Origin of the sequence: Phocaeicola sp. RTP21198st1_B8_RTP21198_201120 (genome assembly GCF_040929485.1) — a bacterium.
Classification (GTDB): Bacteria; Bacteroidota; Bacteroidia; order Bacteroidales; family Bacteroidaceae; genus Phocaeicola; species Phocaeicola dorei.
In genome coordinates, this window is record NZ_JBCOCI010000008.1 from 1 (window position 1) to 24,109 (window position 24,109).

Genomic DNA, 24,109 nt, shown 5'->3' on the forward strand with positions numbered 1-24,109 from the left:
GAGCCGTATGAGGGGAAACTCTCACGTACGGTTCTTAGGGGAGAAAGGGGCAGTAATGCCCTTGACTTACCCGATATCAGCAAGCAGGGCGACTTCTTTGTTGAATCACCTATCATTCTGTTAGCCAGCATTATATGGTATTTGAAAATTTACAAGAACGGCAAATACTGCACCTTCCCCCATGCGATAGAATTTCTGAACCGGAAGTACGCTGATATTTTCCCCATCCTGACAAGTTACCCGGAGTTGGAGAACTATCTTTCCCCGTTCATGGATGCTTGGGAAAGCTCGGCGGTGGAACAGTTGCAGGGGCAGATAGCCAGTGCCAAAATCCCGCTTTCCCGCATGATTTCCCCGGCTCTCTACTGGGTAATGACGGCGGATGATTTCACACTCGACATCAACAACCCCGAAGAACCGAAAGTGCTTGTAGTCGGTAACAATCCCGACAGGCAGGGCATATACGGCGCAGCGTTGGGACTGTATAACTCCCGCATTGTCAAACTGATAAACAAAAAGAAACGGCTCAAATCCGCCGTTATCATTGACGAGCTGCCCACCATCTACATGCGTGGGCTGGATAACCTGATTGCCACCGCCCGAAGCAACAAGGTAGCCGTCATGTTGGGCTTTCAGGATTTCAGCCAGTTAAAAAGGGATTACGGCGATAAAGAGTCCGCTGTGATCTGCAACACCGTCGGCAATGTCTTTGCAGGTCAGGTTGTTGCCGAAACCGCCAAAACGTTAAGTGAACGCTTCGGCAAGGTCTTGCAGAAACGGCAGAACATGACGATCAACCGCAACGAGACTTCCGTTTCCATCAATACCCAGATGGATAGCCTTATCCCGGCGTCCAAAATCAGTAATTTAACGCAGGGTATGTTTGTCGGAGCGGTTGCCGACAATTTCGACGAGCGCATCGAGCAGAAGATTTTCCATGCCGAGATTGTCGTGGATAACGAGCAGGTCAAGCAGGAAACCGCCCGTTACGTGAAGATACCGCAGATTATCGACTTCACCGACAAGGACGGCAACGATACCATGCAGCAACAGATTGATGCGAACTACTACCGCATCAAGAACGAGGTCAAGCAGATTGTCGCTGATGAAATCGAGCGCATCAAGGCTGATCCCGAACTCTCGCACCTGATTAAGAACGTGTAATAAAAGAAAAACGGATATTCCGGCCAGACAGATTGCTGGCGGAATATCCGTTTCTATAATTTATTTTTCTAAACATACATGTTTCCTTTTACTTTCCGTAATTACCGCTTCTGATTGATCTCAAATACTTATCATAAACATTCTCATCGCTCATGTCCGGATACCATTCAGATTCCTCTCTTGTTTTAAATAGAATCTTTCCATCATCACCATTAAATAAATATATGTCACACTTAGAATCATCAAGTATGATTGATATTGCATAAAACGAACCTCTATCCGTAGTAAATCTATTGATATCTCGTATATTTTTCCCTTTCTCTATATCAATACCGTATTCTTTTTTCATTTTCAAGATTAAGTCCTCTAATGAAAATTTATACGGGGCATCCATATCTTCTTCATGCACAACTTGTCCATTAATGTCATACCGATACACTTTTCCAACAACTATGCTGTAGAAAGTCATATTATATCCTTTGATACGTCCTATGCCATCATACAAACAAACATGGATATAGTTAGAATATGGGTAAGAACGGCTATCAATATAATACAGTCCTGTTTTTGCGTCTATATCATCATAAGATTTTTCCTGCTGTACAGTCATTCCATTGTTGTCTGTAAATTCATAGATCCACTTCTTTTGATTTCGTTCAAAAGCATTAATATCAAAATGTTTGATAACTTTATATTTCTTCTGCCACCTCATAATATTGGTATTTTTCACAGTATCGACCTTTCGTACTGCTATATCACTTTTGGAAGAACCGCCCTGCACATTCCCCCTCGCTTGTCCGTAACCCGACAAACATACAGTCAGTAATATGTAAACTATCCACTTATCCATACGATTATTTGTTACTCAACTACCATATTTGCTTATTTTCTCGAAGTAATTTTTGTGCCCGTTCATGTTCTTGTCGTGCAGCAAGCCGAAGCCATCGGAAAGCCTCTTCATCGTTTTGTTCGACACCTTTACCGTCTTTATAACAATACCCCATCAAATATTGGGCATCATCATTTCCTTGTTCAGCCGCATTACGAAGCCATTTAACAGCTTCTGTATAATCAATATCAAGACCACACAAACCCTTATAATAACATACCCCCAGATTCCTTTGCCCCATATCGTATCCACCCTCTGCTGCAAGACGATACCACTTGATAGCCAAAGAATCGTTCTGTTCAACACCATCGCCGAGTGCATAACATCTTCCTATATGATTTTGTGCCCATAAATCCCCATGTTCGGCATCGTACAGATACGACTCAAACTCTGTAGGAAATTCAGGTTTCTTCGGTTTTTTCGCTTCTTCCGCTTCCCGTTCACGCATTCTCTGTTCATATTGGGCTTGCCTGTTATAATACAGTCCGGCCCAGTTGCCTGAAATCATATAATCGTTTTCCTCATTTCCCTGTGCTGCATTCAGGTGCATCAGCATCAAAGGGAATACAGGCATACACATAAGAACTACAAAAAAGAAGGTCTGTAGATGATTGTATGTAAAAATAGCGAGCAAGACAATATGTAGCAGCACTACGCCCGCAAGCATGAAGATATAGAATAAATCTCCCAAACCGCCACCGAAATCAACTCTCAAATTCTCTACACCTTCACAAACGACTACCATAAAAAAGAACTCATAAGCCCATACAAGCAAATTTATGATTATCCATAACCGTTGTTTCCAACCAAACTTCTGATTATTATTAGTTGTATTCGTAAATAAATTAAGTATGATAACCAGAAGGCAAATGAAACAGACTGGCAACAATAAGGCTATTAATCCCATGATAAAAAGAATTTAATGATTGAAAATAGTATTAGTTTCACATATTACTATCAGGTCACAACCAACCTTTTTCTTTCAGAATAGAACGGTCACAGTCAGAAGTGCCCGGATTATCGGAAAAATCAATTTCTGTATGATCCTTATAATAATCTACTGTAGGAAGAGCTTTGAAAATAAAGTTAAGTTCTTCGGCTGATAAATTATTTCCATCAATCCGTAGTTTTTTCAACTTCTTATTTTTACTCAAATCAAGTTTGGTTAATTTACATCGGCATATTAATTCCTTTAGTTCTGTATTGTTGGTAAGATCAATTTCTTTTAATAACCCGCCACAACTAAGAAATTCCAAATTCTTATTTGCGCTTACATCCAGTGATAGATTATCATTATCAAAGCAAACCAGTTCTTCGAGCAGTAGATTATGGCTTACATCTATGTTTGTCAATTTGTTTTTAGTACAAAACAATACCCGAAGATTTTTATTCCGGCTTACATCAAGGGATTTCAACTGATTTTCTGAACAGTCCAGTTCTTCCAAATCGTGATTGTGTGTTACATCCAATTCGGTTAATCGGCATTTACGGCACAATATATGACGCAAAGATTTATTTTTGCTAATATCAAGTTGTGACACATCCTCGGCAAACACAACAAGCGTTTTCTTTCTCCCTTGCTTCCGAAGATAATTCCTATAAGACAAGTTGTTAGTGGCTGATGCGAATAGTAAATTCCCAACTGCACCGATAATAGTTACCGTTCGTTCTTCGTCCGTTGAAAATTCGTATTTTATAGAGTCTCCGGCGGCAAATCCTTTCCCTATAATTTCTTCTGTTCGGCTCCCGCCTGAAACAATAAATTCAAATTCCGGTGTAGCCATAAAGTAAAGAGAACCTTTTATTTTGAATGTGGTGGTGTCTGCAACTGTATTAGCGGTCTTGTCTTTATCGCTCAACTGGTTACAAACCTGTTCAAGACCATAATATAAATCATGATCTTTTGGATAAGCGGATATTCCTTCGTCATATACTTTTAATGCTTCCTCGTACTGTTTCTGTTCATACAATGCACGTCCAAGTCTGTTGTATAGTGCCGCATTGGGAGTACCATATATGAAAGACTGACGATAATCGGCTATCTCGCCTTTATAATCGCCCATTTCATGTTTAACCGCTGCACGCACGAGGTAAAAAATTGCATTAGGACGAATTTCAATCGCTTTTGAATAATCGGAAAGTGCGCCTTCGTAATCACCTGTAACATATTTAATAGTTCCCCGATTAAGGTATGCGAGAGTATGTGCAGGATCAATCGTAAGGGCTTTGTCAAAATCTGCAACAGCTCCTTCCATCTCACCTAATCTACTCTTAGCTGCTCCACGATAACAATAAACAAAAGCATCATCAGGATCAAGACTAATAACCTTGTCATAATCCACAATCGCCCCTTTATAATCACCGGACTCTCCTTTGGAAATTCCCCGGTTGGTATAGGCAGCCATATAATTGGGGTTAAATTCAATGGCTTTACTATAATCTTCAATCGCTCCCTTATAATCTTCGGAATAAAAATTTTCAGTTCCTTTTTTATAATAGGCAGCGGCAGAGTCAGAAACAGTCTCGGAAGAATAAACTATATGCGGTTTTATTAACAGAGTCCATACAATACTGTCGGTAACTCCATCTTTAGAAGTACTGTTCTGTTTACTTCTGTTTGTCTGTCCGTAACTCATAAAAGAGAAAACGGAGAGCAATATGACAATGACTAACTTTTCCATATGCTTATTATTTTATAGTACTAAATATCAAATTTTACTGCATCTTATCTATCATTCAATTCTAAAAGATACAGGCAACTTTACTTTGCATCGTACCGTTCTTTCAGCCGTATCAAACTCCAATTTTGTTCTGGTAGGTTTCCAACGCTTCGGCAAGTTCTTTATACACTCAATAGCAGCTTCATCTATTTCATCGTTTACACTATTCTGGATTCTAAAGTCCGACATTGTACCGTCTTTCTCCACAACGAAAGAAACCGTGACTCGACCTTGTACCCCCATCTGTCGAGCTGTTGGTGGATAACGTTTTTGCACTTCTTTTTTCAGAAATTGCTCGATAGCTTCCTCACCACCCGGATATTGAGGATATTCCGGGCTGTACGTCGGAAATTCATAAACAGCGTTCTCGTCATAAGGCGAAACAATAGGAAATCCCTTGCCTACAACTTTGAATAGGATTGAATCATTATTGCACCATTTCGACCAGCCATAAAATGGCAATGTCAGTTTATCTGTATTTGACCTTATGTAATCCAGTCTTATCCAATCATCCTTTATCTCTCCGGCTATGCAGATATATCCATTCTCATAATCACAGCTATAAGTTATATTACCGTCCGGCTTGTCGTACAACATGAAAGGATACAAACTAATAAGTTCATTTCCAACCAAGCTATCCGCACAAAATACCGTATCATTGGAGTTTACCATTTCTCCATCGGAAGAAGTCTCTCGTTTGGTATTGGAACAAGTCGCCATAGCTATACATATTAATAGGGTTATTACTGTTTTCATTCCTCAATATTTCAAGTTGAACAATTCCGTTTCCATTCTCCGCCAAAGATACCCCGCCGTACCTCAATTCCCTTTTCGTTTCCCGTCCGTTCTTTTTCGATAATCGTCCGTAAAAGGATATTTAACGGCTTCATTTGTCCTTTTGCCCAAATATAAAACAAAATCCCGAAAAATACAGTAATTACTGTATTTTATTTCCCTGATGCCTGATAAAATACTTCCCCCTTTGCTTTATACCGCTTTGCACCCCGAACTTTCCCCGTTCTCCCGCCATCCGCCACGACAAACCTGCGAACCGGACGACAAGTAGCGACACCCCACCGTAAACTTGCTAATTATCAACATATTCCCCTATATATTTACGTCCGGTTTCCACCGAAACCAGTAGTATTCACCATTAAAAATTTAAGTTTATGGACGAAAGACCGGACAACAGCCAACAGTTGATGGATATTCTTCTTGTCATGGATCAGGAGAAAAAGACCATCCAAGCCGTCAGCGGAGTAAAAGACGGAGAGTTACAAACCAAGAACCCGTTAGAGGACAACAACGACCTGCTACGAGTAGATCGCCACGGAGATATGTTCTCCAACTTCTTTTCCAATCTTTGGAACCAGTTGAAAGATCCCACCCGTTTCCATTTCTTCCGTGTGCCGGAAGAGGATGTGCAACGGGTAGCGGCGGATTTCCAGCAGACCGTGCAGAACCCCACGCCCGAAGGACAGGCACGCATGGCACAGTATGAAGTACAACATCCCGCACAGGCACAGCAGCAGGGCGAGCAACAGGCGCAGCCTGCCGCCGGGCAGCAGCAACAGCAGCCGACAGATGCACCGCAGCAAGGGCAGGCACAGCAACAGCCGCAGTACAAGTACGATGTGGAAAAGATAGATTGGAACTCGCTCGCCAATCTCGGCATCAAACGTGAACAGATCGAGCAGAACGGTATGCTCGACCAGATGCTACGGGGCTTCCAGACCGACAAGACCGTCCGGGTATATTTCAATCTCGATTCGATTTCCCATGCCAACGACAGCCAGCTTTCCTTGCGTGAAGCCCCCGACGGCAGGGTAGTCGTTTGCAGCCACGGTATTCTCGATCCGGCGAAATTGCAGCAGCAATTCTTCGGACATACCTTCACGAAGGAAGATAGCGACGCTATCAAGACCGCCGGAAACATGGGGCGCATTGTCGAACTCACCAACCGGGCGGGCGAGAAAGTCCCGTCCCTCGTCAGCCGTAACCAGAAAACGAACGAACTGGCATCCTTCCCGGCTGACAAGGTGCGCATCCCGGCGGAGAAGAACGGGCATACCTTCACCCCCGACGAGGTGGCACGGCTGAAAAAGGGCGAAGCCGTGGTATGTAAATTCCAGACCAAAGCCAAAGAAGGGCAGAAGCCCAAAACCTACGAAGCCCCCGTCCAGTTCAACGCCGCCAAGATGCAACTTGAATTGTTGTTCAACGACCGGGCTAAACTGGCGATGGACGCACACAAGGAGTTGCAGAAACAGACCGCCAATCAGGAAGTCCCCAAGACCTTCCGCAAGCAGGAACTCACCCGGCAGGCGCAAACGGAACTTGCGGGCGGCGGCACGGTCAAAGTTTCCGGCTTGAAAGACAAGAACGGAAAACCTTATCAGGGGTACATCACATGGCAGCCCGGACAGAAATACCCCGCCTTCATGTTCCCCAAGGATTACAAGACCGCACTCGAAGAAGGACGTGTCAAACCTGCCGTCGAGAACGAGGTACAGGTAGCCGTCAATTCCGAGGGCAAGACCAACGAAGCCACCAAGAGCCTGAAAGAAGCCTTGCAGTCCGCACAAACCCGTCCCACCGGAGAGCAGAAGGAGCAGCAAGACCGCAAGCAGGAACAGAAAGAGGACAAGAAAGAAGATAAGAAACAGAAGCAGGAACAGGACAAGCCCAAACCCCGGCAGCGCAAAGCTCCCCGCCTTTGATCTCCGTCTTATCCGGTAAGATTATCACAAGTAATTATCCGAAGCATCCCGTCACTTAGGGCGGGATGCTTTTTGTCAAACCATTAAAAAACAAAGAAATATGATTACAGCAATTATCGCCGAGAAACCTTCCGTTGCGAAGGACATAGCAAACGTGTTGAATGTCCGTGAACGTCACGATGGCTACCTTTCAGGCAACGACTACCTCGTTACCTGGGCGTTCGGCCATCTCGTCCAGCTTGCCATGCCCGATGCTTACGGGTTTACGGGCTTCCGCCGTGAAAACCTTCCCATCATCCCGCAGGAGTTCAAGTTCATACCCCGCCAGATACGGGAGGGCAAAGAGTACAAATCCGATCCCGGCGTACTCAAACAACTAAAGGTCATTGACGAAGTTTTCGCCCAGTCCGACCGGATCATCGTGGCAACCGATGCAGGAAGAGAAGGAGAAGGAATCTTCCGCTATATTTACAATTACCTCGGTTGCCGCAAGCCTTTCGTCCGCTTGTGGATTTCCTCGCTGACCGACCGTGCCATCCGTGACGGGCTGGATAAGCTCAAACCCGGCAGCGATTACGATAACCTCTACCGTGCCGCCGAAGCCCGTGCCATCGCCGACTATTTAGTCGGTATCAACAGCACACAGGCACTTTCCATCGCCGCCGGACAGGGAATTTTCTCGCTCGGACGGGTGCAGACACCCACCTTGATGATGATTTGCTCCCGTTATCTGGAGAACAAGGATTTCACTCCGCAGACCTACTACCAGCTAAAGATCACAGCGGAAAAGGACGGCACGCCCTTCTCCGCCATCTCCGAACACAAATACGAAACCCTTCCGGCAGCAACCACCGCCCTTAGTGCCGTTACCGCCACGGGCACGGTTACGGTTGCCGATGTGCAGCGCAAGGAAGTGAACCAAGAACCGCCGTTGCTCTACGACCTCACCACGTTACAGAAGGAAGCCAACAGCAAGCTCGGCTTTTCAGCCGACAAAACCCTTTCCATTGCACAATCGCTTTACGAGAAAAAGGTACTTAGCTACCCTCGTACCGGCTCCCGTTTTATCTCGGACGATGTTTTCGACGAAATCCCGTCCCGCATCGCCCTTCTGGAACAATACCCCGCTTTCTCCGCCTATGCCGCCACTCTGAAAAGAACGGCACTCAACCGCCGCAGTGTGGACGCAGGGAAAGTCACCGATCACCATGCCCTCATTATCACCGAATGTCTGCCCGGCGAACTGCCGGAGGACGAACGCAAAATTTACGATATGGTTGCCGCCCGCCTGCTCGAATCCTTCTCCGCCCGTTGCGTAAAGGACGTTACGACGGTTCGTTTCACCGCAGCGGGTAGCGACTTTGCCACCAAAGGGACAGTTATCAAGTCCGCCGGATGGCGTGCCGTCCGTGGAGAGAAGGACGAGGAAGAAGAATCCGCCGCCCTTCCGCCCTTGCAGTCCGGCGAAACCTTCCCCCAGCAATCGGCGGAGAACGTGGAGAAACAGACCAAGCCCCGTCCACTGCACACCGAGAGCAGCCTGCTTTCGGCTATGGAGAGTTGCGGCAGGGAGTTGCAGGAAACCGAACTGCGGGACAGCCTGAAAGACATCGGTATCGGCACGCCCGCCACCCGTGCATCCATTATCGAAACCCTGTTCTCCCGTGACTATGTGCGCCGTGACAAGAAGAACCTTGTCCCGACCGGGAAAGGGCTGGCGGTGTATCATACCGTAAAGGGCAAACGCATTGCCGATGTCGAAATGACCGGGCAATGGGAAACCGCCCTTGCCCGCATCGAAACGGGCGAAATGGACGCAGCCACGTTCCGCAAGGGAATCGAAGTCTATACCGCCCAGATTACCGAGGAACTTTTGCAGGTGCAGGTATCGGTGGCGGACGGTGAACGCATCCCTTGCCCCAAATGCCAGTCCGGGCGCATCCTTTTCTATCCGAAAGTCGCCAAGTGCAGCAACGTCGATTGTGGCGTTACCATCTTCCGCAGCAAGGGCGAAAAAGAGCTTACCGACAAACAGATTACCGACCTTGTAACCAAAGGCAAAACGTCCCTTATCAAAGGCTTCAGGAACAAGGACGGCAAAGCCTTCGACGCGCACGTCACCTTCGACAAGGATTTCCGCACCGTGTACGAGTTCCCGCCCCGCACGGACAAGGCAAAAGGAAAGGGCGGCAGACGATGAACGGCTGGTTATCCGTGGAAGAAGCCGCCCGTATCTGCGGTACGGACGTGCAGCGCATCACCCACTGGATGAACGGTAACCACATCGCTTTTGCCCGTTTCGATAGCGTCCTGATGATTGACGGCGCATCCCTTTTCGCCCTTTTCGAGCGTAACCGGGTAGATACCATCTATGACGATGTACAGCAGAAGAAAAAGAGGGGCAGACCGGGCAAGCACAGTGAGTTGCTGAATACCCCGTTGGATAGGCTCGGCTTCTCGCAGCGTGTCGTCAAGGCTTGTCGGGAACTTAGCATTTTCACAACTGAACATTTGCTGATCCATCTGAAAAGGTATCGCCTTTCCCGGCTGTACTGTGTCCGCAATTTCGGCAGTCAGTCCGGCACTGAAATTCTCCGTTGGCTGCACCGCAACGAACTCATAGACGACGGCGGCTCACGGGATTTCCGGGTATTATACCCTTAATCCCATATAACACCTTTGCCAGTCGGTCACTCCGAAAGGGCGGTTTTCCCCTTTCCCGTGACCGGATGGCAGACGTTCAGGGCAGCAATACCCCGAACGCCTTTAATCTCAAATAAAAAGAATAAAATGGAAATTCAGAACAATATCTTTAGCTATGCCACCTTGCTTAAACAAGTCAAGGCACGTGTAGCACTCGCCCAGAAAAAGGCTATCTACGCAGCCAATGAAGAAATGCTTACCATGTATTGGGACATTGGCAAACTGCTATCCGAAAGTCAGAAGCAAATCGGTTGGGGAAACAATGCCCTCGAACGGTTATCCAAAGATTTAAAGAATGATTATCCGAAGGTAAAAGGCTTTTCACCACGTAATTGCAGGTGCATGATTCAGTTCTATAAAGAATATAATCAGGAACTTACAATTTGGCAACGAGCCGTTGCCAAATTAGAAACACCGGATATTATTCTTCCGATCAAGCAACTAAGCTGGTCGCACAATATCGCTTTGGTACAAAAGGTAAAAGACCATAAAGCCCGGTATTGGTACATGATACAGTGTATAAGAAACGGGTGGACTCGTGATTTCTTAGTCGAAGCCATCAATCAGGACTACTACAATATTCATGGCGCACTGGCAAACAACTTCGATGCCACCCTTCCCGAAATACAAGCCAAGCAGGTGAAAGAAACCTTGAAAGATCCTTATATTTTCGATATGCTGACTTTTACCGACGAGTACGACGAACGGGACGTGGAATTAGGTTTGATTAAACATATAGAGAAGTTCCTTCTCCAGATGGGGGCAGGTTTCGCTTTCATGGGCAGGCAGTACCACATCGAAGTTTCGGAAAAGGATTTTTATATCGACATCCTCATGTACAATGCCTTTATGCACCGATATTTAGTTGTGGAGTTGAAGCGGGGGGAGTTCCAGCCCGAATATATCGGCAAGTTGAATTTTTACTGTTCGGCAGTGGACGATATTCTTTGCCGGGAAGGGGATAACCAGACAATAGGCTTGCTGCTTTGCCAGAACAAAGACCGCATTATGGCTGAATACGCTTTGCGTGATGTACACAAGCCTATCGGTATTTCAGACTACGAATTAGGCAGGGCATTACCTAAAGATATTAAATCCGGGTTGCCTTCCATTGAAGAATTGGAGAATAAACTTAGTCAGGAGTTACAGGATAGTGAAGATACGATTTGAATTTAGGCATCATTGTTGCCTAAATTGAACAACAGAAAAGGTGCGACACTGTCGCACTTTTCTTTCGTATAGCTGAATTTGTGCATCAGTGATGCATAAATTACACCCTTCCGTACACCGTTCGTATCTTCTCACCGTCCAGCACCTTACAGGAGCGTACCACCCACATCGCACCGTCCCCCGTAATATGCCGCAAAGCCTTTTCGTCGCCCCCTGCGACCTTCGGCAGCGTAACTGCCACGATTTCATCTGCCAGCCCGCTATTGAGCAGCACAGCCGAAATTCCTTCGCCGTAGGCGACCATTGTCCCGTCATCCGCAGCTTTCATCCGTGAGAGTTCCGCCACTGCATCCCCCGTAATGAACTGCACCCCTTCTTTTTCCGTCAGGTTACAATCGGCTTGCGCCACTACAAAAGTTTCTTTTTCCGTCAGCGGCCAGCCGAGGTGATTCATAAATACATCCAGATAAGTTTCTTCATCCAAGAGCAGGCAATCGGCTTTCAGAACAGCATCGTCCACCTGTTTGTCGGCACGGGCGGCGCACCCGTCAATCGTTTGGTACACATACAAAGTAATCTGTTTCATAATACTTTTCTTTTTATCGGTTATGCCCGCCAGCCGCCATAAAAAACAGCGTGAACTCACACTATTCCGAAGTAGAGGCACTGGTATACCCGACAAATCGAATAGGCAAGCGCACGCTGTATATACATACAACATGTGCATTGCGCCATTCGTCTGATTTGTCAAAAATTACCAGTTTCCTACTTCAAGACGTTTAGCGAACGTACAATCTATATAATCAAAACCCGCTTGCGTTCAAGCCGGGCAATGAACTTTCATATTTTCATCTGCAAATATAGTGCAAACCTGCCGAACTGCAAAAGAATAGCCCCGCCTTATCTAACGACAAAGCGGGGCAACCGTTCACTTTTCACTTACGCCTTCTCTCCGTCACCGCATCGAATCGGTTACGGATAAACTCATGCACATCTTTCGCCCGATAGAATACCTTCCCGCTGATCGTGAAGTAGGGCAGCAGCCCCATAGCCCGGTATCGCTGCAACGTCCGTATGCCGACTTTCAGCAGCAGGCACAAGTCCTGATTATCCAGCACCTCTTCACCATCCAGTTGGCTGTTCTTTTTCAGCACCCTTTCCAGCAGCTTTTCGGTCGTGTCGAACCGCTGCATGATCCGCTGCATCCAGCCTTCAAACTCTTCCCTGTCCGTGTACATAGTAATCTCCTTCCTTTTCGACGATTTCCTTCTCACGCATATAGCGGATATATCCTTTTGCCGTCCGTTCCTTCACTTCCAGCATTTCCTGTATCAGTTCGCACAGTTCTATATAGCCGTACTTCTCTTGCCGGGTGAACGCTTCCCGTGCCATTTCCGCCAGTTCCTTCTCCTTGCGTTTCTCCTTCTCCGCACGGGGCTTTTCGCCCACGTACACGGGCATTCCCATCTGCTTGTCCCAACGGAATTGCATAATCGGAATATCCAGCGGGCTGCCGTCACGCACTTTCAACGCCTTCACGACCGAGATTTCCGGGTTCTCGTCCTTCTCTATCGAGAGGATAGCCGCCGACTTGCGCTGCAACTCGCTACCCAAGTGCCCCCTTAACTTCAACCCGTTCGGGACGAAATGCACCACGGCGGCGATGCACGTGCGGTAAATCCCCGCCAGTCGGTAAATCTCGTCAATCAATGCCACGCTTTCCCCCTCGTCATTGGCGCAGCGTATCAAGTCCGCCACCCCGTCGATCACCACTAAATGAATACCCCCGTGCAGGTAATGGTACTTATCCATGCTCTGCATGATGGCGGTCAGCCGCTCGCTCCGTGACATTCCCGTCAGGCAGTACACGTGCAGGTAGGGCGGCATCTTCTCCCGTCCGGCACGCCGCAGCAGCCGCCCCGTGTTCTTGTACAGTTGTTGCTCGCTCTGCTCCGTATCGTAGAGCAGCACCGCACGCCCTTTCCGGTTCGGCTCTACCCGAACGCCCAGCAAGTCCGCATCCGTTTCCTTCTCCTGAATCGCCCCGGCGACCAGTGCAGCCGTATAATTACTCTTTCCCGTGCCTTCCCCGCCCGTGATGCAGAGGATGTTCTCTTCCGAACCCAGCGGCACGTCCCCGGCGGTCACGATGGCGACCGCCTGCTGTGGCGGGTGGTCGTAGTCTATCTCGCAGGATTTCAGCACCGCCATCGTGTCACCGTACAGGCTGTCCAGCATTTTAAGGAACAGCTTCACGAACTCGTCCCGTGTCCGTCCCGCCTTGAAGTAGTCCGATACGTCCTTGTCCGTCTTTTCACCCGTCAGCGGCAGCACCAGCCGTTTCACCCCGTACTCCGTTAGCTGCTGTCGGTGCTTCTCGGAGCTTTCCAGCCCTATCTTATCCACATCGTACAGCAACACGATATGCTTGAACCGATACACTAACTTCCGGATGATCTTTGCAGGTATCACCGATGTTTCCGAATTAAAACAGATCGCATGGAACCCGTGTGCCGCCAGCGTCAGCACGTCCTTTTCCCCGCCCGTCAGGAACAGCGTGTCGCCTTTGGGCGGCAACTCTTCCAGCCCGAAGCAATAATTATCTCCCGTATGACCGCCGTACACGAACCGTACTTCCGATTTCGGGCGGTACACCTTCACGCCCCATTTCCCCACGTACCCGAACATCGGTTCTATGGGGGTGGACGTGAAACCGAACTCTTTCCCGTCTTTCGTTTCGCTCCGGTATTCCTTCAGCGACTGCACCCCGTAACGGTTCAGCACCGCTTCCGTTATCCCGTACCCAGCCCAATACTCCAGTTCCTTTTCCGTAAACGGCTGCTGCACCGTCCGGTATGGGCGTGGCTTGTGTTCCGGCTCTGCCGCCCGTTCTTCCGTTCCGTCCCTCTTAGCCGTCCCTGCCGTCCCATTTCCTTCCGCCACGGGAACAACCCGCATGGCAGCCTGCCGTTCCCGTACCGTTTCCGGCGGCACATCCTCGCTGATACCCAGACACAGTTCACGGTCTATCGTTTCCAGTATCTCCACGAAGTCGGCGGCGTTCTTGCAGTCCAGCCCCTTGATTTTCGCCACGATAAAGAAACAGTCACCCGAAAAATCCCCGTTCCCGAAGTCCTTCATCCTGTACGTCCCGCTACGGCGGTCATAATACACGTTGCACGAAGCCTTGCTGTCCTCGTACAGCGGGTTCAGGAAATTCCTGCCTACCCGCCACTTTACGGGCAGGTAGTGGCGGAACACGTCCAGCCCGTTACTCGTCCTTGCCAGTATTTCCTCTTTTCTTACCATACAGCTTGTATTTACGTTCATGCAAAGGGTGTTGTCCGATCATCCGGTCGATCTGCTTGTCGGGTGTTTCCCGCATCCACCGTTCCCGGAACTGCTCCACGTCCGTGCGGCGGTAGCGAATTTTCTTCCCGCAGATGGAGAAGGCGATAATCCGGTTCGTGCGGTAGCGTTGCAAGGTGCGGGGGCTGATTTCGAGATATTCGCACACCTCGCTGCCTGTCATCCACTTGCCCGTCGTCCGGCTGTTCTTCTCTTCCTGTCCCTGCTGTCCGTCCTGTTCCCTTTGCTGGGACGCTTCCACGTATGCCGCTATCCCGTCTATCTTCTCCACGAGGGCGGCAAACGCTTTGCTTTCGATTGTTATTACTTCCATAATCTGTTGATTTTTAGATTTATGGTCGCAAATGTCCGCCTATTCGATTGTTTTTCTTTTCACGTCCGTACCACCTTGCCAAAGATTTTTTCCGGCACGAAAAAAGCCGCCGGAGAGCCTTTTATTCGGTTCTTCCGGCGGCTGCAAGCCGCTTGTCACTGGTTAGGGTATGATAAAGGGAGAATTTGGCAGCTTGCTATGAACTTGGTAATTCTATTATTGGTTTTCAGTAAGTTAGCTGTCCGTTTCGTCCATCCGTTTGAGCAGTTGTTCGATCATTTGGTCAAGATACACCGTCCGGCTGTTCTTCCGGTTACGCATGGCGATAAACGTGTGGTACACGTCGCCCAGATCAATGTGGAACGTCCGTTCAAATGCCGTCACGATGTCGATAATGTCCGCTTTCCCGTTATCCACGCTTCCCACCGCATGGATGCCATATATCAGTTCCACCGCCGCCGCTTTCTTGTCCGTCCAGTACAGTTTCTTTCCCGATAGCGGCTCGCCGTCCGCAGGCTCACGCATCCGCCTTGTCAGGAAGGCTAACAGCAGTTCCACCGCAATCAGCCGGGCGACCAGTCGGTCATATCCGGTGGATAGCTCCGCTTCCGGCTCGAAGATGAACGTGTCCGTTTCCGGGCTTATCTCCGTTTGTCCCCGTTTAAAGTAGAAGTTATCCCGGTACGTAGCCCCGCTACGGTAATACTGGAAGAATGACAGGCTGTTCTCAAAGGCTGCTTTCATCTTCTCTATCTCGCCCTGATAATACCCTGCGGCAAGCTCATGGCTTGGCGGTCGGTTGCTCTCGATCTGGTATAGCTTGTAGAAATAGAGCAGCCGTCCGAGTATCAGCGGCTTTTGGTACTTAAAAAATCGGATTTCCTCTGCGTCGTCCTTAAACTCACGGGACAACGCAAAGTTTTTCAGTTCAATCATTTTGCCTTTCAGGTAATTCATCATTTCACGGCAGCCCGGAATAATGTTTTCCCCTTCCAGATTGACCGTCCCCGTATAGCGGTCAATCTCCTGTAACATCGAATCAAAAAATTTATCCATGCAATCCTTTTTAGGTTTCTAAAAACGGCTGCAAAGTTACTGGCAATCCGGATATTACTTTTTCTGTTTCCCGTCCATTCTTTTTCGATAATCGCTCAAATCGCACAAAAGAGGCTGTTTTACTGTAATTTACACATACAATCGTGCCAAGTCAACCCCTTTCCCTTTAGCCAATTCGTAATAACTCTTATTCATATCCTCTCCGGCAAGTTTCCATATACGTTTACGCACATCTGGCAAAGAGCGCAAATCAGAATCTCTAAAATAATTATCCATTTTGGCATCCTCTTCAATTAAATCGTCCCGCCCGGAAAAATCTAATGTGGCAACAACAACCTCATAGTAACCATATCCGGTAGATGGCATCACTTTTATTTCATCATAGTAAATCTGTTCTGTTATATCTATGGGGAACGCCAGTTCTCCCAATGTCAGGTAATAATCCATATTCCGGCTTCCCAATGTTTCCGGGAAACCCACTTCAATGGGATTAACCTCTCTTTTACCGACTATCATTCCCTTGTATTCACTAAGAAAATCCTTAAATACGAATGTCCCGGTAACAGCTTTCTTCTCAAAGTCCACATCTTCCACCGAAGTATACACGCCCAAGAACATTTCAACCAGCACACTCTTATTGAAGAATCCCAGATAATTAAATTCTCTTTCTTCTTCCGGCACAATCTTAATATACTGTTTCGTAACATCAAACAGCACCCTTCCGAATATAAACTCCATTTCGGACACCGGAATAGCGAACACATCGCCCGTCGTACATTTTACTTTCTTTGCCATACGTTCTGTTTATTCTTTTTTCAAGCATTTTCCTTTTAATGCTGCTTCTGCATACATTCTCAAATCCCTGTCCGAATCGTTCAAATATTTCGTGATATATTCCTTTGTGACATTTTTATCCCATTGAGACAAGGCAGCCAGAAACGCTTCACGCGGATCAAAGCATCCTCTATTTTCATACAATCTGTCCAATGGCATATTGTCGAACAAATTTATCAAAAGCTCCTGTTCTTCTTTGGCAGGTATCATTTTATCATAAACCAGAGCATCTGCAACTCCAACCAATACACTCAAATTCCCATGTTCCATCAGATGCAATACGGGCTTTATGTCATTGTTACTTTGCCGGGTAATTCTTATATATGCCAGTGCTGCGGAAGAAGTTATCGCATCCAATCTTTTGTTCTTTTCTATAATTTCTTCAAGGTAGGGAAGAACTGCTGTATATCTTATTTTACCCAGAGCATTAATCATTTCCATTTGAGTTTCCCATGTGCGTTTGTCTTTTCGCTCATGAAGGTATGACAAATACAATTCCTCGCCCAATTCTACAAGATTGTACTTTCTTATATTCTTGGCAGCCCGACGACGAACTGCACTCGCTTTGTTAGTCAAATCCATACGAATCTGTACTATTTCTTCTGGTAACAATTTCTTTTCCATGTTTTGTAATAGTTTATATTGTTTTCATTTCCTATTCAATTAAGCAACTCATTTTTCCGTATCTCACCCGGACTTGCCCCGAAATTCATCTGGCAGAACTCCGTCAGGTACGATTGCGACACAAACCCGCATACCTCTGCCACTTCCACCAGCGGCAAGTCTGTTTGTGTGAGCAGGTTCTTCACCTTGTCTTTCCGCAGTCCTTTCAGCCATTCATGGGGAGTAGTACGGAACTCTTCACGGAACAGCCGCCGGAAAGTGCTTAGGCTGTACCCGCAAAGGTCAGCCAGATGTCCCGTATTCTTTGCCTTCATGCAATGCTTCGTAACCTTCTCCACGAGCCTTTTATTCTTCACCATTCCCAGATACACCTCTGCCTGCAACAACTCTTCACCCGTCATTTCCTTTACCTTTACACAGGCAATAGGTATTTCCAGTTCCGTTGCACCTTTCGGCAATTCCTCGCTCTTGGTGCAGTGCGGACGCTTCCGCTTCATTTGCTGCACATACTGCGCCAGTCGGTTATACACCCCGTTCAGATACCCCCGTTCAGGATAGATATGCAATATCCGGCACAAGTACAGCAGTTCCCTGTTGCACCCGTAGTTGATATACCAACTCGATAACCGGAACACATACCGCAGTGCCGCATCTTCCCGTGACAAGGCAACCAGCATCACATACGCCTCGAAACCCTTGTCGCTGTACGTCACCGCTTCCGGTAGCTTGTTCAGCGTATCTGCCACGAACCACATTACCCGTCCGTCCTCGGCAAGCTGTTCCAGCCCGGCAAATTCCCCCGCATCCTGCTTGCTTCGTATCATTCCTTCCATTGTTTCCACCAGAGCTTGCACCTTCTCCGCAATCTCTGGTTCTGCCGTCACCGCCCGCAGCAGTTCTTGGCTTAATGTTGATGTTGTTTCCATATCCATATAATTTTTTAATACCCCCACCAATCGCTTTCGTTATAATTACTACTTTTATAAATCAATTTATCATTTTTGATAACTAAGATTTGCATTTTATCAGTTGGTACACTCATTTCCCCTTTCTCTGTTTTCAGACTTACTCCGGTGGGCTTTCCTTCATTATCAATATGAATGGTAAAATCACCTTTCGGCAACTTTCCTTCACCATACAACTTTTCGTAAAGCTCCACAACATCAAAATCATCCCTCTGCGGATAATCACTGCCGAACACCTTTTCAAAAGCAGAAAGAATCATTTGCTCGTCAAATACGAATCTAACTTCATATTGATCCTTACCTGCCGTCCAACTTATATAGATATTACGGGGACGAGCCTGTAAAGAATATAGATTCTCTTTCAGTCTTTCCCATAAAATCACATCATATTCTCCGTTGAAATAATGGACTGCAATTTGTGTCAAATCCACATCTTCCATTTCTATTTCAGGAACTATATGATAATTAAAACGTTTACGGTAATTTTCAAACAACAAACTGTCAGGCAAACCATTTTTCTTTAAGTTCTCATATACTTTGGGTTCACTTTTTAATGCTCTCTGAACATATTCATCTTGACTAATAATAGCTTTTGGTACAAACTCTGACATAGGCACTGAAACTTCCGCCCCATGCAGACAACAGACCTCTGTAACTCTTCCGTCACCAACCGCCCATATTTGTATCATTCCATAGGGAGCCATGCCAACAACAAGTCCGTCATATCGCTGTTCAATTTTCCGTACATTCATCCAAACCGTGTCAAATAACGATTGTAATCTGTTTTTTGGCAACCACTCCGAAACAAAATAAAATTTGTTTTCAGTAAATGACAACCATACGATCTCTATTGCTTCCGGTAAAGGTTTGTATTCTTCACCCACAACATGCAGTGATTGTCCCACTCCCCACACATTGCCAACTAATGATTTACTCGGTATATAAACCGTACTTTTGTCCGGCATACCGAAATACCCAACATGAATAGTCGTAGGATAAAGATAAGGTGCGCTTTCACTCGGATACCACGAATATAACTTTTCCTTCTCCTGTTGCTTCTCCTTTTTGCCGGAGCAGGAACTAAACAAACTCAATATTCCCATAACGATAAACAGTATTTTCATGGTTCATATATTTTATATTTCGTCAGTAACAAGTCTGCACCATCTTTCAATCGCCCTGCGTGGAGTAGCCGAACACCAATCGCCCACACATATATCCGTAAAATCTTCCGCATGGCATCGTTCCAGATATTCCAAAAAGTGTAGTACAGCCTTCCTCTGTTCTTCACTGAACAGCACCAGCCTTTCCCGTACAAACTCGTATAGCTCCGTTCCGGCATCCGGTAATGTCAGCGAGTGAACAATGCTTTCGGGTATCATGTCCGCACTCTCATAATCTTCCAGTGCGAACAACATATACGCCGGAAGGTAGAACCTGAACCCCTGTGGCTCAAATAAAGGCAACGCATCCCGTTCTTGCAGGAGCAATTCACGGGGCACATCCTGCCAGTTCTCATAACGGCTGAACCCTTCCCGTATCTGCTTTCGTTCCAGATCATTCCCTTCCAAGTCGTTCGTTATACATTTCGCACCCGGATAAGGCATATCGCCAAAAGCTGTTTTAATTTCCTGTGTAATCATCTTATTACATTTAATAATATTGATGCGAATAACGATGTTCTTCTATAATAGATCCATCTTTTCCACTTACCGTTATCGCTAAGTCTGTTTCATCTGATAGTGGATATATTACAAAATAGATCTTTGCCCCGTCTTCTGCTATTAGCTTATTTATTTGATAACGATAATTTAAATCTACATCTTTTGGAAAATACATTCCTTTTTCATTTAAAAGACTCATTAGCTGTTCAAAAGTAAAAGAATAACCATCGTCCTCATTTACTTCTCGCTGCAACTCCCCATCTATAGAATAATATCGAGAAATCCCCATAAGCATACCATTGCCGGGCCCATAAGTCTTTTCTGATTTTATATTACCATTTTCATAATAAACACTTTCATAAGACAAGTAAGATTTTTTTGGATGTTTTATAATAGCATATTCTACATTATTAGGGGCTTTATCCTTAAGATAATTAATTAAAGTATCATTAGATACTATCTCTGTATATCCTACATAAGTGCTATTTTCATGATCCTTCTTATGCCGTTCAAAGGCAGCAATATCAAACCTTTTGGTACATATCTCAATAGTATCGTTTCCCTTATTGAAACTGACAATATTACCTAACGTATCAGTGTCAAGATAGGACTTACTTTTCTCCACCTCAAATTCATTCAGGGCTGAATCTTCTTTCTTCGCCAACTTTTCTTTTCTACCGGAGCAAGAAGCAAACAAACTCAATATTCCCATAGCGATAATCAGTGTTTTCATGGTTCATATATTTTATAATCCAATGGCGACAAAGATACCCCGTCACCTCACATATCCTTTTTCGCTTCCTATCCATTCTTTTTCGATAGTCGCTCACAACAGGAATATATAGCGGCTTTCTTTCTCGTCTGTTACTTAAAATGCCGCAATCGGGAACAAGAACAAACTTGCTTGATTACACCGGGTGCAGTCCATTTTTCCCAAATATAATGCAAACTTTCAGAAAATACAGTAATTACTGCATTTTATTTCCATGCAGACATAAAAAAAGCACCCCGAAAGGTGCTTCACATATCACATAAAAGATTGAATGATATTCAATTTCCGTTCAAAAGAATCATTTCAGCAGTTTATATACAGCCTCAAATTGCCGTTTCAGTCGTTCGGTATCAAGTCCCGTGGTAAAAGCCAGCACGTATGACATTCCCAGATGTGCCATTCGGAACATATCGACGACCTCTTCCGTGGCAATATCATTTCTGATTTCCCCCGAAGCGATTGCCTTATCAATTATCTTTCGCCACATCTGTTGGTCTTTCTCAAAGATAGCATCCATTCTCTCCACAAAGTTCGGATAATACTTGTACGCTTGGAACAAGAACTGAAAATAACATTTGGCACATTTCTTTCTATCCACACCCAGTTCATTGCTTAGATAATCCATTGTCCTTTCCACCCCTTCGATATAAGTTTGCAGGAAGTCCCGCAATGAAATATCTTCCGCAAACACGAACTTGTTTTCCACCTTGTGCGGTTCAAAGATATAGGTATCTACAACCGCCTTGAACAGTCCCAGTTTATCCTTCGTATGATGATAGATACCCCGGCACGACAATCCGATAGCTTTCTCCAGTTTTACCACCGTCACCTTCTCGTAATTGTCCTGTAAGAACAGCCGGAACGCATTTTTATATATTTCAGCCTTATTCGTTTTCATATCAGCGCAGCATATATTTATCTTTGGTTTCCACGAAGATAATACATTTCTTCCGAACAGCCATAACCCCACCCGTAAAACCTCACATCCACCCCCTTTTTACGACAAGATAAAGGGCAGGTGCAGGGTGCAGCTATATCTATATATATAGCTGCACCCTGCACCTGTAAAATACACCCTGAATATCAACGATTTACAATCTCATAAAAATGCACAGTGCAATCCTCTTTTTGCACCCCTTTCATTCCCGTCCATCCGTTCACCCTCAAAAATCCCCCCAATAAAAAAACACCGCATTTATTTCCTATTTTCAGTCCAAATTCGTACATTTGTACCAAGTTATCAGCGCAGAGCGAAGAAACGCAAAGAACCCCGCACCGTTACTAATTCGTTACCTGTTACCTAACTTTCTACTCTTTACGTCTTGATTACAAGTTAATTAAACTTTTCCCGCAGTTTTTCCGAAAAAAACAGAAGTTGATAGGAGCACTTTTAGTATGCGCTGTGGTAGTCCCTGTTTTGATGTCAATGACGGATGAGACGAACATCCGCGGTTATTGGTATGTGAATCCGTTGGCACGTTTCCCCGATTTTCTGGTAGGAATGTTGCTTTATCGGGTTTATGAATGGTGCCGTTCCAAAAAGCTGTCTTTCTCTACAGCGTCATTGCTCGAAGTAGGGGCGGTATGTATCTTCCTGCTGTTTTATATGTTTTCGGCGGATTTGGTGCCGAAAGTTTATCGGTACTCCTGTTATTATTGGATGCCGATTTCGTTGGTTCTGTTGATATTCTCTTTGCAGAAAGGATTCCTTTCCCGTATTCTATCCAATAAATATCTGGTCATAGGCGGTGATATCAGTTATAGCTTTTATCTGATTCATTTGTGGATACTGTTTGCTTATGTGCAGTTGGCGCAAACATACGATTGGCATATCAGTCTGTATATCAGTATTCCGCTTATCTTTGCAGTCACTATCGGGCTGAGCCTGCTTTCTTATTATTATTTTGAGAAACCGGCTAACCGCTGGGTAAAACGAATTTTAAACAAACAATAATAACTAGTTCATGGAAAAACAATTATCAGAAAAACTGCCACGCGTTGAGGTGGTGGATGCTTTACGGGGATTTGCAGTCATGGCAATTCTTTTAGTGCATAGTTTGGAACATTTCATCTTTCCAGTTTATCCGGTAGACCAGCCTGCATGGCTGAATATACTGAATGACGGGGTATTCAATGTTACATTTACTTTATTGGCTGGAAAATCGTATGCCATTTTTGCTTTGCTGTTTGGATTTACATTTTATATTCAGTCGGCTAACCAACAGCGTAAAGGAAAAGATTTTGGTTATCGTTTTCTGTGGCGTTTGCTGTTATTGGTAGCTTTTGCTACGCTGAATGCAGCTTTTTTTCCGGCAGGAGATGTGTTGTTGCTGTTCTCAGTAGTGGGAATCGTATTGTTCGTGGTGCGTAAGTGGAGTGACTGTGCCATACTTGTTACAGCTATTTTGTTTCTATTGCAGCCCGTTGAGTGGTATCATTATATAGTAGGTCTGTTTGATCCTTCTCATACTTTGCCCGATTGGGGAGTGGGCGCGATGTATAAAGAAGTGGCGGAATATACCAAAGAGGGGAACTTGTGGGAGTTTTTGGGTAAGAATATGACCTTTGGTCAGAAAGCCAGTTTATATTGGGCTTTTGGAGCAGGACGTTTCTGGCAGACTGCCGGCTTGTTCTTGATGGGGTTGTATATCGGACGCAAACAATTATTTGTAACTTCCGAAAAACATACTCGTTTTTGGGTGAAGGCTCTTATCATTTCCGCTATCGCTTTTGCTCCGCTTTTCCAACTGAAAGAGCTGATTATGGCTAGTGACAGTGAGCTCATTCGCCAGACTGCCGGAACGGCTTTTGATATGTGGCAGAAGTTTGCTTTTACATTTGTGCTGGTTGCCTCTTTTGTGTTGCTTTATCAACGGAACAGATTCAAGGATTTTGTATCAAATCTTCGTTATTATGGTAAGATGAGTCTGACTAATTATATCACCCAGTCTATTGCCGGAGCTATTATTTATTTTCCCTTCGGACTTTATCTGGCTCCGTATTGTGGGTATACGTTGAGCTTGTTTATTGGTTTTGTACTCTTTTTGTTGCAAGTACAGTTCTGCAAGTGGTGGTTGAAAGGACACAAGCAGGGACCGTTAGAGAGTATTTGGCATAAATGGACCTGGATGTGTTCCAAAAAATGA

The 24,109-nt window shown here is 45.7% G+C and carries 22 protein-coding genes and 1 pseudogene; 7 read left to right on the top strand and 16 right to left on the bottom strand.

The annotated features are described in order from the left end of the window. On the top strand, window positions 1-1,164 hold a 1,164-nt coding region (locus tag AB5935_RS05845; RefSeq protein WP_368327363.1), incomplete at its 5' end, for a TraM recognition domain-containing protein. An 88-nt stretch (window positions 1,165-1,252) separates the two neighbouring features. On the opposite strand, the gene AB5935_RS05850 is transcribed toward AB5935_RS05845, so the two are convergent. From AB5935_RS05850 to AB5935_RS05865, 4 genes are read right to left on the bottom strand one after another with little or no spacing between them, the layout of a single operon-like run. Beyond that, entirely contained in the window at window positions 1,253-2,014 is a 762-nt protein-coding gene (locus tag AB5935_RS05850; RefSeq protein WP_269115255.1) for a hypothetical protein, read from the bottom strand. 19 nt (window positions 2,015-2,033) lie between these two features. Next, entirely contained in the window at window positions 2,034-2,960 is a 927-nt protein-coding gene (locus AB5935_RS05855) for a tetratricopeptide repeat protein (RefSeq protein ID WP_269115254.1), read from the bottom strand. Window positions 2,961-3,015: 55 nt separating this feature from the next. Beyond that, window positions 3,016-4,734, bottom strand: a complete 1,719-nt coding sequence (locus tag AB5935_RS05860; protein ID WP_368327364.1) for a tetratricopeptide repeat protein — start codon at window positions 4,732-4,734, stop codon at window positions 3,016-3,018. Between the two features lie 51 nt (window positions 4,735-4,785). Further along, window positions 4,786-5,529 (bottom strand): energy transducer TonB, encoded by a 744-nt coding sequence (locus AB5935_RS05865; RefSeq protein ID WP_368327365.1) that lies wholly within the window; start codon window positions 5,527-5,529, stop codon window positions 4,786-4,788. Window positions 5,530-5,942: 413 nt separating this feature from the next. Between AB5935_RS05865 and AB5935_RS05870 the strand changes: the two genes are divergently transcribed. The 4 genes from AB5935_RS05870 (at window position 5,943) to AB5935_RS05885 (ending at window position 11,366) form a co-directional block, all read left to right on the top strand. Beyond that, on the top strand, window positions 5,943-7,493 hold the full coding sequence (locus AB5935_RS05870; RefSeq protein ID WP_368327366.1) for a DUF4099 domain-containing protein: 1,551 nt from the start codon (window positions 5,943-5,945) through the stop codon (window positions 7,491-7,493). A gap of 100 nt (window positions 7,494-7,593) precedes the next feature. Next, on the top strand, window positions 7,594-9,693 hold the full coding sequence (locus AB5935_RS05875) for a type IA DNA topoisomerase (protein ID WP_368327367.1): 2,100 nt from the start codon (window positions 7,594-7,596) through the stop codon (window positions 9,691-9,693). Continuing rightward, the gene (locus AB5935_RS05880) at window positions 9,690-10,157 is read left to right on the top strand and encodes a DNA-binding protein (RefSeq protein WP_368327368.1); all 468 of its coding nucleotides are present in this window, start codon (window positions 9,690-9,692) and stop codon (window positions 10,155-10,157) included. The genes AB5935_RS05875 and AB5935_RS05880 overlap by 4 nt, the downstream gene beginning before the upstream one ends. 126 nt (window positions 10,158-10,283) lie before the next feature. Then, window positions 10,284-11,366, top strand: a complete 1,083-nt coding sequence (locus AB5935_RS05885) for a YhcG family protein (RefSeq protein ID WP_225665757.1) — start codon at window positions 10,284-10,286, stop codon at window positions 11,364-11,366. A 100-nt stretch (window positions 11,367-11,466) separates the two neighbouring features. On the opposite strand, the gene AB5935_RS05890 is transcribed toward AB5935_RS05885, so the two are convergent. The 12 genes from AB5935_RS05890 to AB5935_RS05945 form a co-directional block, all read right to left on the bottom strand. Then, window positions 11,467-11,952 carry a deaminase gene (locus AB5935_RS05890; RefSeq protein ID WP_368327369.1) on the bottom strand — a complete coding sequence of 162 codons (486 nt, stop codon included), beginning with the start codon at window positions 11,950-11,952 and terminating at the stop codon, window positions 11,467-11,469. 349 nt (window positions 11,953-12,301) lie between these two features. Then, complete coding sequence (locus tag AB5935_RS05895; RefSeq protein WP_175331910.1) at window positions 12,302-12,604, bottom strand: helix-turn-helix domain-containing protein; 303 nt, start codon at window positions 12,602-12,604, stop codon at window positions 12,302-12,304. Further along, window positions 12,579-14,675, bottom strand: a complete 2,097-nt coding sequence (locus AB5935_RS05900) for a bifunctional DNA primase/helicase (protein WP_175331912.1) — start codon at window positions 14,673-14,675, stop codon at window positions 12,579-12,581. The genes AB5935_RS05895 and AB5935_RS05900 overlap by 26 nt, the downstream gene beginning before the upstream one ends. Then, complete coding sequence (locus tag AB5935_RS05905) at window positions 14,638-15,048, bottom strand: helix-turn-helix domain-containing protein (RefSeq protein WP_175331914.1); 411 nt, start codon at window positions 15,046-15,048, stop codon at window positions 14,638-14,640. Before AB5935_RS05905 ends, AB5935_RS05900 begins: the two co-directional genes overlap by 38 nt. A 234-nt stretch (window positions 15,049-15,282) precedes the next feature. Then, a complete protein-coding gene (locus tag AB5935_RS05910; protein ID WP_175331916.1) occupies window positions 15,283-16,104 on the bottom strand; it encodes an RteC domain-containing protein in 822 nt (273 codons plus the stop codon). A gap of 129 nt (window positions 16,105-16,233) precedes the next feature. Next, window positions 16,234-16,899, bottom strand: a complete 666-nt coding sequence (locus tag AB5935_RS05915; RefSeq protein ID WP_175331918.1) for a hypothetical protein — start codon at window positions 16,897-16,899, stop codon at window positions 16,234-16,236. 9 nt (window positions 16,900-16,908) lie between these two features. Beyond that, window positions 16,909-17,562 carry a hypothetical protein gene (locus AB5935_RS05920; RefSeq protein ID WP_057098556.1) on the bottom strand — a complete coding sequence of 218 codons (654 nt, stop codon included), beginning with the start codon at window positions 17,560-17,562 and terminating at the stop codon, window positions 16,909-16,911. A 35-nt stretch (window positions 17,563-17,597) separates the two neighbouring features. Next, a complete protein-coding gene (locus AB5935_RS05925; RefSeq protein ID WP_175331919.1) occupies window positions 17,598-18,488 on the bottom strand; it encodes a helix-turn-helix transcriptional regulator in 891 nt (296 codons plus the stop codon). 14 nt (window positions 18,489-18,502) lie between these two features. Next, window positions 18,503-19,651 (bottom strand): DUF2931 family protein, encoded by a 1,149-nt coding sequence (locus AB5935_RS05930; RefSeq protein ID WP_057098554.1) that lies wholly within the window; start codon window positions 19,649-19,651, stop codon window positions 18,503-18,505. A 12-nt stretch (window positions 19,652-19,663) separates the two neighbouring features. Continuing rightward, window positions 19,664-20,170 carry a DUF6714 family protein gene (locus AB5935_RS05935; RefSeq protein WP_057098553.1) on the bottom strand — a complete coding sequence of 169 codons (507 nt, stop codon included), beginning with the start codon at window positions 20,168-20,170 and terminating at the stop codon, window positions 19,664-19,666. 10 nt (window positions 20,171-20,180) lie between these two features. Continuing rightward, window positions 20,181-20,924 carry a hypothetical protein gene (locus AB5935_RS05940; RefSeq protein ID WP_057098552.1) on the bottom strand — a complete coding sequence of 248 codons (744 nt, stop codon included), beginning with the start codon at window positions 20,922-20,924 and terminating at the stop codon, window positions 20,181-20,183. A 337-nt stretch (window positions 20,925-21,261) separates the two neighbouring features. Beyond that, on the bottom strand, window positions 21,262-21,861 hold the full coding sequence (locus AB5935_RS05945; RefSeq protein WP_057098551.1) for a TetR/AcrR family transcriptional regulator: 600 nt from the start codon (window positions 21,859-21,861) through the stop codon (window positions 21,262-21,264). Between the two features lie 408 nt (window positions 21,862-22,269). Here AB5935_RS05945 and AB5935_RS05950 point away from each other — a divergent pair. Then, a pseudogene (locus AB5935_RS05950) lies at window positions 22,270-22,917 on the top strand (acyltransferase family protein); the annotation flags it as partial. Between the two features lie 10 nt (window positions 22,918-22,927). Further along, window positions 22,928-24,109 (top strand): DUF418 domain-containing protein, encoded by a 1,182-nt coding sequence (locus AB5935_RS05955; protein ID WP_007841148.1) that lies wholly within the window; start codon window positions 22,928-22,930, stop codon window positions 24,107-24,109.